A 12998-nucleotide genomic window follows, 5' to 3' on the forward strand; every position below is an offset into this window, starting at 1 on the left:
AAGCATGCCGCCCTGGATTCGCAGGCGGAATTGGCCGAGACTTCAGTTCTGTCGATATCAGGAGTATCGAATGGATCGTTACACGACCCTGCGCAGCTTCGTGCTGGTGGCCGATTGCGGCAGCTTCGCCGCGGCTGCGCACAAGGAAAACGTCACTCCAGTGGTGATGGGGCGGCGGCTGGATGCGCTGGAGCGGCACCTGGGTGTGAAGCTGATGCACCGCTCGACGCGCGGGCTGTCATTGACCGATCTGGGCGAGCAGTATCTGGAGCGCGCCCGTGGGCTGCTGAAGGATTTCGACGAGGTGGATGCCAGCATCAGCCACGACCGCACTTCGGTGCGTGGCCATCTGGTGGTATCGGCGCCGGCAGCATTCGGGCGGCGACATATCGGCCCGCACGCGCCGGCATTCCAGGCGCGTTATCCCGACCTGCAACTGTCGTTCAACTTCACCGACAGCGTGGTCGATCTGGTGCGCCACGGCTATGACATGGGCATTCGCATCGGCGAGGTGACCGACCCCAACTACGTGGCGGTGCGGCTGTTTCCGAACAGGCGGGTGGTCTGCGGTTCGCCGGAATATTTCGCCCGCCACGGCACGCCGACGGCATTGGAGGAGCTGACCGAGCACAACTGCCTGGCCTTCAACCTGCAGGGCGGCCAGCAGCGTGGCTGGACCTTCCTGCGTGACGGCAGGCAGGTGGCGATCCGCGTGGCCGGCAATCTGGACTGCAATGACGGTGAGCTGCTGTTCGACTGGGTCAAGCAGGGGCTGGGCATCGGCTGGCGCTCGACCTGGGAGATCCAGGCCGAGCTCAAGCGCGGCGAGCTGGTCACGGTACTCGACGAGTACGCGCTGCCGGCCTACGACATCCAGGCGGTGTACCCGCAGCAGCGCTACCTGCCGGCCAAGGTGCGTTTCTTCATCGACTACCTGAAGGACATCTACAACGCACCGGGCTATTGGGAAGTGCGCTGAGCGGCTCAGTTGCCGCGGTAGGTGGAGAAGCCGTAAGGGCTCAGCAGCAGCGGGATGTGATAGTGCTCGACGCTGCCATCGGCTTCGAAGATCACTGGAACTTCGGGGAAAAAGGTGCTGGCCTTGTGCGCGGCGAACCAGTCGCCGGTCTTGAAGGTGACGCGGTAGGTACCTTTTTCCAGCGCCTTGCCTTCGGGGTACAGCGCGGTGATGCGGCCCTGGGCGTTGGTCTCGCCACTGTTGAGTGATTTCCAGCTGTCGCCCTGGCGCTGTTCCAGGGTGACACGGACGTCCGGCGAAGGCAGGCCGTCTTGCAGATTCAGCACATGCACGCTGAGGGGGTTGCCAGCGGCCAGGGACAGACCGGACAGGCCGCTGAGCATCAAACCGGCGGCGATGGAACGTAATGCTTTCATGGGGTTTTCCTTTTCTTCAGTGGGAGGAGGGCAGCAGTTTTTCGATGGCGGCCATGGCGCAGGCCTCGTCGTTCTTGGCACCGCCGGCGCCGGCCACGCCGATGGCGCCGATCACCTCGTTGCCGACCTTCAGCGGCACGCCACCGCCGAGCAGCAACAGCTCATCCAGCGTGTTGAGGTTGGCGGCGTCCGGCGTAGCGGCGGCGCGCTCGGCGAACAGACGGGTCGGGGTCTTGCTCGACAGCGCGGTGTAGGCCTTGCGCTGCGCGGCGAGGGTGTTGTGCGGGCCGACGTTGTCGTCCCGGCGCAGGGCAACCAGGTTGCCGCCGCGATCGACCACCGCGACCACCGCCGTGCGGTTTTCCGCGTGGCACTGGTCCAGCGTGGCCTGGATCAGGCCATCGGCCAGGGCCAGCGAGACGTTCTGCTGGGTTAGCGGTGCCGGTGTGGCGGCGTTGGCGCTCAGGGCCGGGGTAAGTAATGCCAGGGTCAGCAATGACAGTGTGGCTGCGAGACGCATATCGGTTTCCTTGGGTGACTTGGCTGCGGAGCGCATGGTGCCGATGCCTGCCCGTCAGAACCGTTGCCTGCGCATTACGCTTTTGTAATGGCCGCTTGGTCATCCACTCCCATAACCTATGCGCCATCAGCGAGGTGATCCGATGCGAATTCTGGTGGTGGAGGACGAAGCCAAGACGGCTGACTACCTCAAGCGCGGGCTGGAGGAATCTGGCTATCGCGTCGAGGTGGCGCGCAACGGCGTCGATGGCAAATACCTGATTGAGGAGGAGACCTTCGACCTGGTGATCCTCGACGTCATGCTGCCGGGGCTCGACGGCTGGGAGCTGGTACAGGTGGTGCGCAGGCGCTCGGCGCATACGCCGGTGCTGTTCCTCACCGCGCGCGATGCGGTGGAAGACCGTGTGCGTGGGCTGGAGCTGGGCGCCGACGACTATCTGGTCAAGCCGTTCTCCTACGCCGAGCTGCTGGCGCGGGTACGCACCCTGCTGCGGCGCGGACCGCCGCGGGAAGTCGAGCGCTTTCAGGTTGCTGATCTTGAGCTGGACCTGTTGCGCCGTCGCGTCAGTCGCCAGGGCGAACGCATCAGCCTGACCAACAAGGAGTTTGCCTTGCTGCACCTGTTGCTGCTGCGCCAAGGCGAGGTGCTCTCGCGTGCGCAGATCGCCTCGCAGGTCTGGCAGATGAACTTCGACAGCGACACCAATGTGGTCGACGTGGCGATCCGCCGCCTGCGCGCCAAGGTCGACGACCCCTATCCGCTCAAGCTTATCCACACCGTGCGCGGTATGGGCTATGTGCTGGAAGCCGCCACGTGAGCCTGTTGCCGCGTTCACTCAGCCTGCGCCTGGCGCTGGCCTTCGCCCTGGTGGCGAGCGTGCTGCTGGGCAGCATCGGCCTGTATCTGTACCGCTCGCTGGAGCGTGAAATCAGTTGGCGTGACGATCAGGCACTACTCGGTCGACTGGGGCGTATGCAGGCGCTGCTGGACGACAGCGCCAGCATCGAGGCGCTACGGCAACGTCCGCAGCTGTACGAGAACATGCTGGGTAATCGCGACAGCCTGCTCTGGCTACTCGATGCTCAGGGACGCGCGCTGATCGAGATCAACCCGGCGCGGCTGTCCATTCCGACATTGCCGGCCAGCGCTGCAGCGGAGCTGACCGATACAGATGGAGCGCGGCTGGCCTGGCGGCGCCTGCCGGGCGAGGCGGGGCTGACCCTGGTCGCCGGGCGCATGCTCGCTGAGCGTGAGCAGATGCTCGCCGCCTACCGTGTAAAACTGTGGTGGGCGTTGAGCCTCGGCGCGCTGCTGGCGTCAGTGCTTGGCTGGCTGATCAGTCGGCGCGCCTTGCGTCCGGTGCGCCACCTGACCCGTCAGGCGCTGGCGATCGACGTGCAGCACCTGCACCTGCGCCTGGACGAATCGGCGATGCCCAGCGAACTCGAGCCGCTGCGTGGGGCGCTGAACCAGATGCTCAATCGCTTGGAACAGGGCTTCGCGCGCCTGTCGCGCTTCAGCGAAGACCTTGCCCACGAGATGCGCACACCACTGGGCAATCTCATGGGGCAGACCCAGCAGCTGTTGCACAAGGACCGCGATGCCTCGGCCTATCACGCGCTGCTGGTGTCGAATCAGGAGGAGTACGAGCGCCTGGCGCGAATGATCGACAGCATGCTGTTTCTCGCCCGTGCCGAGCAGCCGGCAACGGCCATCACGCGGCAGGCTTTTTCGCTGCCGGAATTGGTCGAGCAGCTGTGCGAGTACTTCGAGGGTGTCGCCGAAGAGCGTGGCATCCAGCTGCTCGACGAGACCGAGGGCGAGCTGTTTGGCGATGCCGACCTGATTCGCCGAGCACTGGCAAACCTGCTGGCCAATGCGCTGCGCTATGGCGCGGGCGACAGCCCTGTGCGCATCGTCAGCGGCTCAGAGGATGGCTGGCGCTGGGTCAGCGTGATCAATCAGGGGTCGCCGATCGCGGCGGAACAGCTGCCGCGGCTGTTCGACCGCTTCTACCGCTGCGATCCGTCACGCGCGGAACCGGGTGATTCCGGCGGCCTGGGATTGGCCATCGTGCGCTCGATCATGCAGCTGCACGGCGGCGAGGTTGATGTGCGTAGCGATTCCCGGCAGACCGAATTCACCCTGCGTTTCGCTGCAACATCAGCCTGATTCCGATTACCGGCACCTCGGACGGATGCCACACCGCGCTGTCACAGCTAATGTCATAACAACGCCTTCGAGAGACACGCCTGTGGATCGACTGAAAATCGCCACCTTCAACATCAACGGTATCCGTGCACGCCTGCCCAACCTGCTCGAATGGCTGGAGCGCGAACAGCCCGAGGTGGTCTGCCTGCAGGAACTCAAGGCGCAGGATGCCGACTTCCCCATCGACGATATCCGTGCGGCCGGCTACGGCGCGATCTGGCACGGGCAGAAGTCCTGGAACGGCGTGGCAATCCTCGCCCGCGACGGAGAGCCGCTGGAGATCCGCCGTGGCCTGCCCGGCGACCCGGATGACAGCCACAGCCGCTACCTGGAAGCGGCGGTGCAGGGCGTGATCGTCGCCTGTCTCTACCTGCCCAACGGCAATCCGCAGCCGGGGCCGAAATTCGATTACAAGCTGGCCTGGTTCGAGCGCTTCATCGAGCACGCGGCGGGCCTGCTCGCCAGCGGCCATCCGGTGGTGCTGGCCGGCGACTACAACGTGGTGCCGACCGACGAGGACATCTACAGCCCGCGCTCCTGGAAGAAGGATGCGCTGCTGCAGCCGGAAAGCCGCGAATGTTACGCGCGCCTGCTGACACAGGGCTGGACCGACGCGCTGCGCAGCCGCTACCCAGACGAGCGCATCTACACCTTCTGGGACTATTTTCGCCAGCACTGGCAGAAGAACTCCGGCCTGCGCATCGATCATCTTCTGCTCAGTCCGGACCTCGCGCCGCGCCTGCAGGATGCCGGTGTCGACCGCTGGGTACGCGGACAGGAGCATGCCAGTGACCATGCGCCGACGTGGGTCAGTCTGGCGATGGGCAAGGGATAGCCGGACCTCGTGGCGGTTGGGGCGGGTAAAGCCGCCGGTCGGTTGGCACAACGCCCCACTGGCCATTCGCTACGGTTTCGCATGTTCTATGTAACAGCGGCCCGGGTAAAAGGAGTCCGCCCGCCTGCTTGCCAAAGGAGAATTGGATGCTCGCACATTTGCAATCAGCCACGGCTATTACCCGCGATGACCCTGTCGCGATATTGGCGAGACTTGAAGCCGGCAGCATGCCGATCGGTTCGATGCTCTGCGAGGCGTTGCATGCGGTGCGCAGCCATCTGGGTATGGAAGTGGCGTTCATCGCCGAGTTCAGCGAAGGCGCCCGCATATTCCGCCACGTCGACGGGAGAACCGAGCGTCTAACGCTCTGCGTAGGGGATTCCAATCCGCTGGAAGACAGTTACTGCCAGCGCGTGGTCGATGGGCGTCTTCCGGAATTGATCCACGACGCCGCACAGCTGGCCGAAGCGCTGCTGCTGCCGGTGACCACCGAGCTACCGGTCGGTGCGCACCTGAGCGTGCCCATTCGCTTCAGCGATGGCGCTCTGTACGGCACGTTCTGCTGTTTCAGCACCCGGTCCGACGGCAGCTTGAATGACCGCGATCTCAATACCCTGCGTCTGTTCGCGGCGTTCGCCGGGCGGCTGCTGGAGACTCAGGCAAAGAGCCAGCAGGCGCGGCAGACTCAGCAAAATCGGGTCGCGGCAGTGCTCGCCAAGCGTGCCTACGGCGTGGTTTACCAACCCATCGTGCACCTGGTGGAGAACCGCATCGTCGGTCATGAGGCGCTTGCGCGGTTCACCGACGAGCCTGTGCGCAGCCCGGACAAGTGGTTCGCCGATGCCGGCCAGGTCGGCTTGCAGCAGGAACTGGAGATCGCCCTGATCGAGGCGGCCTTGCAGGGTTTCGATCTGCTGCCGGCGGATAGCTACCTGTCCTTGAACGTTTCACCCGAGACCATTCTGGCCGGAGCGGTCGCCGAGGTGCTGAGCGAGCAGCCGCTGGACCGCCTGATGCTGGAAGTCACCGAGCATGCGCTGGTCGAGGATTACGAAAGGCTGGCCGACGCGTTGCGGCCACTGCGCAGCAGAGGCCTGCGGCTGGCTGTCGACGACGCCGGGGCCGGTTATGCGAGTTTTCGCCATATCCTCAAACTCAAGCCGGACGTGATCAAGCTCGACAGCAGCCTGATCCGCAATGTCGACAGCGACATGGGCTGTCGTGCCCTGGCTGCCGCATTGATCCGTTTCGCCGAGGAAACCGGCTGCAAGGTCGTCGCAGAGGGTGTCGAGACGCATGAAGAACTCGCCATGCTGCGGCGTCTGGAAGTCAACAAGGCGCAGGGCTACCTGCTGGGCAGGCCGATGCCGCTGCGCAGGCGTGCCGCGACTGGCTGAGTCGTCCTGGCACACCGCCTTCCGGCGGTTTCGCTGAACCTTTGTGGTGCACCGGCAGTCGACTTTTAACGCGAGCCGCAGCGATGCGGCTCCTCCCGAGTCGACTTGGCAGGAGGTACAAGATGGATACGAAAGAGACGATTTCAGTACTCAACGACCTGATAGAGACCAGCAAGGACGGCGAAAAAGGCTTCCTCGAATGCGCCGAAGACCTGCGCGATCCTCAGCTCAAAAGCACCATGAACCAGCGCTCGCGCGATTGCGCCACCGCCGCGGCCGAGCTGCAGCAGCTGGTGCGCTCGATGGGCGGCGATCCAGAAACCAGCACCAGCCTCTCGGCCGACATGCACCGTCGCTGGGTCGATCTCAAGGCGATGATCACTGGCAAGGACGATGAGGCGATTCTCAATGAGTGCGAACGTGGCGAGGACGTGGCGGTGAAGAGCTACCGCAAGGCGCTGGAAAAGGATTTGCCGGCCGAGGTGCGGATCGTTGTCGAACGCCAGTATCAGGGCGTGCAGCGCAATCACGACCAGGTCAAGGCACTGCGCGACGCCGCACGCGCGCGCGGCTGATAATTCGCGCGTCAGCCAATACGGCATGAAAACGCCAGCTTCTGCTGGCGTTTTTTTGTTTCTGCCAATCAGACCGAGTGGAGTGGGTCGGCGATCTCGCAGCCCTTGAGCACAAGGCGGATGATGGTGTCGGCGGCCGCATCGTAGTCGGCATCGTCGAGGCGGGTCTTGCCGGTGACGGTGCTGATTTGCCAGTCGAAGTCAGCGTAGGTTTGCGTCGCCGCCCAGATGCTGAACAGCAGGTGATTTGCGTCGATATCAGCCATCAGGCCGTCGTCAATCCAGCGCTGGATGCAGGCGATGTTGTGCGCCGCCTGCGCATTGAGCTGCGCGGTGCGCTCAGGTGACAGGTGCGGAGCGCCGTGCATGATCTCGCTGGCGAACACCTTGGAAGCGCAGGCGTGGTCGCGGGAAATCCTGATCTTGGTGCGGATGTAGGCGCGCAGCACCTCGGCCGGATGCCCCGGCTGGTTGAACGGCGCCGAGGCTTCGAGCAGCGGTTCGACGATGCTCTCCAGCACCTCGCGATAGAGGTTTTCCTTGGACTTGAAGTAGTAGTAGACGTTGGGCTTCGGCAGCCCAGCGCGGGCGGCAATGTCGCTGGTTTTGCTCGCGGCGAAGCCTTTTTCGGCGAACTCTTCGCTGGCGGCTTTGAGAATCAGCTCTTTGTTGCGCTCACGGATACTGGACATGGGGGCCTTTCGCTGGCTGCCGGCGATACGGACAAGCGTCCGCATGCTAGCACCCTGTTCGCGAGCCCCTCAACCGAACGGCGAGGGAAGGCGAAGGGGCGCGTTGCCCCTTCGCAGCAGCGCTTAGAAATGCGCCTTGACGATGGCGCTGAAGGTGTTCTGGTCGGTCTTGCCAACGAAGTTCTGGCTGACGTAACCGCCGTCCTCGATGCCGTACTTGTTGGTCCAGTAGTCGTACTCGATGCCGACGTACAGCTGCTTCTCGCCCCAGTTCATCGCCTTGCCCAGGTCGTACTTGATCTGCGGGTTGAAGTGGAAGTTGGCGTGGTATTCCTCGCCGCGAGAGTTGCGGTCGTTGTCGACTACCCAGTCGATGAAGCCGTCGATGAGGATGTCGGAATTGCCCACTGGCAGGGTGTAGCCCCATACCGGGGTGATCTGCCAGACGCCGTCCCCCACGCGGTCACCGTCGGTGTTGCGGTGGTAGAAGTTCACGGAGAAGTAGTCGAAGCCGGGAACGTTGAGGTCGAAGCCCGGGCCGATCATGTAGGTTTCCACATCGCCTTCACCGAACTCGTAGGTCATGGCGACCAGCACGTCGGTGATCGGGCCGATGCTCAGGTCACGCTGGAAGATCTTGCCGAACGACAGGCGTGGCGAGAATTCGCCGTAAAAGGAGCTGTCGTCTCGGCCGTTGTCGTTACCCTTGCCGTTGTAGTGGATCGAGTCGACGAAGAAGAAGGTGTCGCCATACTTCCAGCCGTTGGCGTGCTCGAAGGTGACGGTCTGCTGGATCGGCGAATCGATCTTGTAGTCCTTGCCGTACAGGTAGGTCAGGCTGTTGCTCTGCCAGTGCAGCAGACCTTCGGCCATTACCGGAGCGGTCAGCAGGCTGCCGGCAAGCGCGACGGCGAGTGGGGCGGTCTTGATGTGCATATGGTTTGTCCCTAGCGGTGCGTTTAGTTGATGGCTACTGGTCATATTGTCTGCGAACCACGACCGTGCGAGAAGCGCGTCAAATCAAGGGATTGCCGCTTTCAGATGATTTATCAGGACATGGTGTCGCAGTCGACGTCGTGGCTGTCATGAGGCATGAACGGGACACCCCGACTGGGCGGCCCCGTTCTGTGCGGCCGTCAGAAGTGCGCCTTGACGATGAGGTTCGCCACGTTGTTATCGGTGTTGAAGTTGCGGCTGTCCTCAATCGCGTACTTGTTGGCCCAATAGTCGTATTCGATGCCGACATAGAGCCGGCCTGGCTGGCTATCCATGGCTTTGCCGAGGTCGTACTTCACCTGTGGGTTGAAGTGGAAGTTCTTTGCCAGGTAGTTGCCGCGTGCCTTGGAGCCGGCGTCGTTGACCACCCAGTCGATATAGCCGTCGAACAGGATGTCGGATTTGCCCACCGGGATGGTCATGGCCCAGGTCGGAGTGATCTGCCACTGACCGCTTGGCTTGCCGGTAGCGCCGTCGGGTTTGCGGTAATAGGTATTGACGGCGAAACGGTCGAAGCCGGGTACCCTGAGGTCGACGGCCGGCCCGAGCAGGTAGTTCTGGTTGGGTGTCCCGTTCGCCAGGCTTTCACCGCGCTCGTAGGTGGCGGAGATCAGCACATCGTTGACCGGGCCTAACGAAAGCTCGGTGCCGGTGAGTTTCCCGAGCGACAGCCGCGGGCTGAATTCGCCGTAGTAAGTGCGGCCGTCCTTGCCGGAGTGGCCATTGAACCACTTGTGGTCGACGAACAGGAACATGTCGCCCCAGCTCCAGCCGCTGGCGTGTTCGAAGGTGATGGTCTGCTGGATCGAGGCTTCGCGGCCGTCCTCGCCCGAGTCCACAGCGAAGTTCTTGCCGTACAGGTAGGTCAGGCTGTTGTTCTGCCAGAGCATCAGGTCGGCAGCCAGGGCAGGGGTGGTCAGCAGAGCGCCGGTGAGCGCCAGGCAGCAGGGGGCAGTCTTCAGTCGCATGGGGATTCCCTTGTGTTTTTGTTATAGGCAGGGCCGCACGACCGGCACTGCTCCGGTCGCACGGCTTGTAGCGAAGGGGGGGATCAGCCTTTGAAGTCGGCGCCTGCGGGTTGCGGCAAGGCGTCGCGACGGTGGCCGTCGTGCCCCCGGTAATCGGGGATGTTCACCGACAGGGTGTTGGTGCCCACGGCGTCCTCGATCAGCTCATCCGGGTCGAACACGTCGCGCTCGGATGCTTCGCGCGGCAGGAACAGGTTGAGGAGGATGGCGCTGAAGGCACCGATGGTGATCGGCGAACCGAAGATGTTCTTCAGTACGTCGGGCATCGCGCTCAGCACTTCCGGCACGCTGGCAACGCCCAGGCCCATGCCGAGGGAGATCGAGACGATCAGCATGTTGCGCCGGTGCAGGCCCGCTTCGGCGAGGATCTTGATGCCGGCGATGGCCACCGTGCCGAACATGATAAGCGTGGCACCGCCGAGCACCGGCTTGGGCATCGCCTGCAGCACGCCGCCGACCGCCGGGAACAAGCCCAGCAGTACCAGCAACCCGGCGATATAGAAGCCCACATGGCGGCTGGCGACGCCGGTCAGCTGAATCACACCGTTGTTCTGGCTGAAGGTGGTCATCGGCAGGCTGTTGAACACGGCGGCGGTGGCCGAAGCGCAGCCGTCGGCGAGAATGCCGGACTTGATGCGGCGCATGTACAGCGGCCCGCGCACCGGCTGGCGCGAGATCATCGAATTGGCGGTGAGGTCGCCTGCGGTTTCCAGCGGAGTGATCAGGAAAATGACGGCGATCGGGATGAATGCCATCCAGTCGAAGGCGAAGCCGAAGCGGAACGGCTGCGGCACGCTGACCAAGGGCAGGTCGCCCAGGCCGGACAGATCGACCTTGCCCATCGCCAGTGCCACGGCGTAGCCGATGGACAGTGCGACGATCACCGCGGACAGTCGCAGCACCGGCCAGGGGAAGCGGTTGAGCACCACGATGATGCCGATCACCAGACCCGCCAGGGCGAGGTTGGACAGTGCACCCAGGTCAGGCGCGCCGTAACCGCCAGCGATGTCGGTCATCGCCACCTTGATCAGCGACAGCCCCATCAGGCAGATGATCGTTCCGGTGACGACAGGGGTGATCACCCGGCGCAGCTTGTTGATGCACTGGCTGAAGGCGATTTCGACGAAGGCCGCGCAGAAACTCACGCCGAACAGCGTGGCGAGAATCTCTTCAGGCGTGCCGCCGCGTGCCTTGACGATGAAGCCGGCACTGAGGATTGCGCTGAGAAAACCGAAGCTGGTGCCCTGCAGACAGAGCAATCCGGAGCCGATCGGGCCGATGCGCTTGGCCTGGACGAAGGTACCGAGGCCGGAGACGAACAGCGCCATGCTGACCAGATAGGGCACATAGGCACCCAGGCCCAGGGCGCTGCCGACGATAAGGGTAGGGGTGATGACGCCGACGAAACTCGCCAGTACGTGCTGCAGCGCCGCGAAGAGTGCCGGAAGGGGAGCCGGGCGATCGTCCAGCCCGTAGATCAGATCCTGCTGAGGTGCAGCAGCGGTGCCGCTGCTCGAATCGGTTGCGGTCATGGTCAAGCCTGCCATTTGTTGTTGTACGGTCATGGGCTTTCGAGGGTCACGGCTCCTCTATCCGCTGCACCGGCTGTAGGGTCGGTGATCGGATGGCCCGACTATAGCAATGTGTGGACAGGCGTTGGAACAATAAATTTTTGGATTGTGTACAAGATGACCGATGGTCGCACCCTCATCTTGATTCCAGCTCCCGTGCGACGTTTTCGGCCAGGCCGGCACCGGCCTCGCTCATGGTCAGATAGGTACGGTCGGCGCCGGCTTCCTGAATGCGCTGGGCGATGTCCTCGTACATGGCGTGGGAGACGACCAGCCCGCGGAAGCCGCTTTCGCGCAGCTTGCGAGTGGAGATGATCTTGGCCTCCGGGTCGTTCATCGCCAGGATCACGGCCTCGACCTGGTTCATCTCCAGGCTCTGCCAGAACATCTGGTCCTCGGCGTCGGCGAAGAGAATCTTGCGCCCTTCCTGGGTGCTTTTTTCTACCATCACCGGGTCTGAATCCAGGCTAATCAGGCGAAAGCCCTTCTGCGCCAGATAATCGTAGGCGGCCCGCCCCGTGCGCCCCATGCCCATGATCAGGATGCGCGCGTCGCCCAGCGACACCGGTTGCTCGTCGGGGTGGCGAATGTTGCGCTCGCAGCGAATCAACCGCGGCGCCAGGCGTTCGTACAGCGGGTGGGCGATGCGGTTGAGCTGTGCGGAAATGATGAATGACAGGGCGACCGTGATCGCCAGGGGCATCAACCATTGCGGCAGTACCACGCTGGCGACGATCAGGCCGAACTCGCTGTAGTTGGTCAGGCTGGCCGCGCTGAGAAAGGCGCTGCGTGCGCGCAGGCGGAAGGCGATGAACAGGCCGAAGAACAGCACGCCCTTGAGCGGTAGCAGCAACGCCATGGCGAAGGCGAACCACAGGGCGTCGGCATCCGGTAGCCCGCCGATGCCGATCTTCAGGAAGAAGCCGACCAGGAACACTTCCTTGATCGCCCACAGCGAGTTGGATAGCTCGCTGGCGCGCTTGTGCTTGGCGAGCATGGCACCGAAGGCCAGGGCGCCCAGTTCGGAACTCAGGCCCACGTATTCGAAACCGAGGCCGCCCGCGACCAGTGCCAGCATCAGGCCGAGCAGTACCATCAGTTCTTCGTGACCGCTGTGGTCGAGCAGGCGGAACAGCACGGGGCGCAGCAGCGGCAGCAGAAACACCAGCAGCGCCCAGGCGGAAGGCAACTTGCCGGCGGCGAGGCTCATCACCACCAGGGCGATGAGGTCCTGGATGATCAGCACGCCGATGGCGACGCGGCCGTGGAAGGCGCGCAGCTCGCGCTTGCTTTCCAGCACCTTGGCCGCCAGCACGGTGCTGGAGAATGACAGGGCAATGGCCAGCAGCATTGCTTCGCGCCAGTCGCTGTCGAGGATCAGCATGATCGCCGGCAGCACCAGTACGCTGGATATGAAGAAGTGCAGCAGGCTGCCGCCAATGACTTCGCGGCGCACCAGATTGCCAAGCTTGAGCTTGAGCCCCACGGTGAACAGCAGCAGGAGCACGCCCAGATGCGCCAGATGGTCGAGGATGATGCTGTCGTCCTGGGTGACGCCGACATAGTCACCGGCCGCGGCCAGCGCAAAACCGGCGCCCAGATAGCCGATCAGTGGCGGAAGGCCAATGAAGCGGGCAAGCAGCCCGAGGGCGAAGGCGAAGGCAATCCAGCTGGCTTCAATCACGGGCGGCGTCCGGCGCAGAGGAGGGGCGCGGCATTTTAACGGGATGTACCGGCTTGTCGAGCTGACCTCGTGGCGGCAGAGCGAAGGATGTAGG

Annotated in this window: 13 protein-coding genes; 6 read left to right on the top strand and 7 right to left on the bottom strand. The window is 63.6% G+C overall.

Going from position 1 to position 12998, the window contains the following annotated elements:
* The first annotated feature begins 70 nt into the window (after positions 1–70).
* On the top strand, positions 71–979 hold the full coding sequence (locus tag PSEST_RS05760) for a LysR family transcriptional regulator (RefSeq protein WP_003285095.1): 909 nt from the start codon (positions 71–73) through the stop codon (positions 977–979).
* A 5-nt stretch (positions 980–984) separates the two neighbouring features.
* Here PSEST_RS05760 and uraH read toward each other — a convergent pair whose 3' ends face one another.
* Positions 985–1395: a hydroxyisourate hydrolase gene (gene uraH / locus PSEST_RS05765; RefSeq protein ID WP_015276066.1), complete on the bottom strand. Its 411-nt coding sequence runs from the start codon at positions 1393–1395 to the stop codon at positions 985–987.
* Positions 1396–1411: 16 nt separating this feature from the next.
* Positions 1412–1915: a GlcG/HbpS family heme-binding protein gene (locus tag PSEST_RS05770; RefSeq protein ID WP_041756500.1), complete on the bottom strand. Its 504-nt coding sequence runs from the start codon at positions 1913–1915 to the stop codon at positions 1412–1414.
* Between the two features lie 142 nt (positions 1916–2057).
* On the opposite strand from PSEST_RS05770, the gene PSEST_RS05775 reads away from it, so the two are divergent.
* From PSEST_RS05775 to PSEST_RS05795, 5 genes are all read left to right on the top strand, one after another.
* A complete protein-coding gene (locus PSEST_RS05775) occupies positions 2058–2732 on the top strand; it encodes a heavy metal response regulator transcription factor (RefSeq protein ID WP_015276068.1) in 675 nt (224 codons plus the stop codon).
* On the top strand, positions 2729–4087 hold the full coding sequence (locus PSEST_RS05780) for a heavy metal sensor histidine kinase (RefSeq protein WP_015276069.1): 1359 nt from the start codon (positions 2729–2731) through the stop codon (positions 4085–4087). Before PSEST_RS05775 ends, PSEST_RS05780 begins: the two co-directional genes overlap by 4 nt.
* An 82-nt stretch (positions 4088–4169) precedes the next feature.
* A complete protein-coding gene (gene xth, locus PSEST_RS05785; protein ID WP_015276070.1) occupies positions 4170–4961 on the top strand; it encodes an exodeoxyribonuclease III in 792 nt (263 codons plus the stop codon).
* A gap of 146 nt (positions 4962–5107) precedes the next feature.
* Positions 5108–6358, top strand: a complete 1251-nt coding sequence (locus PSEST_RS05790) for an EAL domain-containing protein (protein ID WP_015276071.1) — start codon at positions 5108–5110, stop codon at positions 6356–6358.
* 122 nt (positions 6359–6480) lie between these two features.
* On the top strand, positions 6481–6933 hold the full coding sequence (locus tag PSEST_RS05795; RefSeq protein WP_015276072.1) for a PA2169 family four-helix-bundle protein: 453 nt from the start codon (positions 6481–6483) through the stop codon (positions 6931–6933).
* A gap of 68 nt (positions 6934–7001) precedes the next feature.
* On the opposite strand, the gene PSEST_RS05800 is transcribed toward PSEST_RS05795, so the two are convergent.
* From PSEST_RS05800 to PSEST_RS05820, 5 genes are all read right to left on the bottom strand, one after another.
* Positions 7002–7625, bottom strand: coding sequence for a TetR/AcrR family transcriptional regulator (locus PSEST_RS05800; RefSeq protein ID WP_041756503.1), 624 nt, complete (start codon positions 7623–7625; stop codon positions 7002–7004).
* 123 nt (positions 7626–7748) lie between these two features.
* Positions 7749–8561 (bottom strand): outer membrane protein OmpK, encoded by an 813-nt coding sequence (locus PSEST_RS05805; RefSeq protein ID WP_015276074.1) that lies wholly within the window; start codon positions 8559–8561, stop codon positions 7749–7751.
* Positions 8562–8761: 200 nt separating this feature from the next.
* Positions 8762–9589 (bottom strand): outer membrane protein OmpK, encoded by an 828-nt coding sequence (locus PSEST_RS05810; RefSeq protein WP_015276075.1) that lies wholly within the window; start codon positions 9587–9589, stop codon positions 8762–8764.
* A gap of 83 nt (positions 9590–9672) precedes the next feature.
* Positions 9673–11181: a nucleobase:cation symporter-2 family protein gene (locus PSEST_RS05815; protein WP_015276076.1), complete on the bottom strand. Its 1509-nt coding sequence runs from the start codon at positions 11179–11181 to the stop codon at positions 9673–9675.
* A 175-nt stretch (positions 11182–11356) separates the two neighbouring features.
* Entirely contained in the window at positions 11357–12904 is a 1548-nt protein-coding gene (locus PSEST_RS05820) for a cation:proton antiporter family protein (RefSeq protein ID WP_015276077.1), read from the bottom strand.
* Between the last annotated feature and the right edge of the window lie 94 nt (positions 12905–12998).

The organism is Stutzerimonas stutzeri RCH2 (assembly GCF_000327065.1).
Taxonomy (GTDB): Bacteria; Pseudomonadota; Gammaproteobacteria; order Pseudomonadales; family Pseudomonadaceae; genus Stutzerimonas; species Stutzerimonas stutzeri_AE.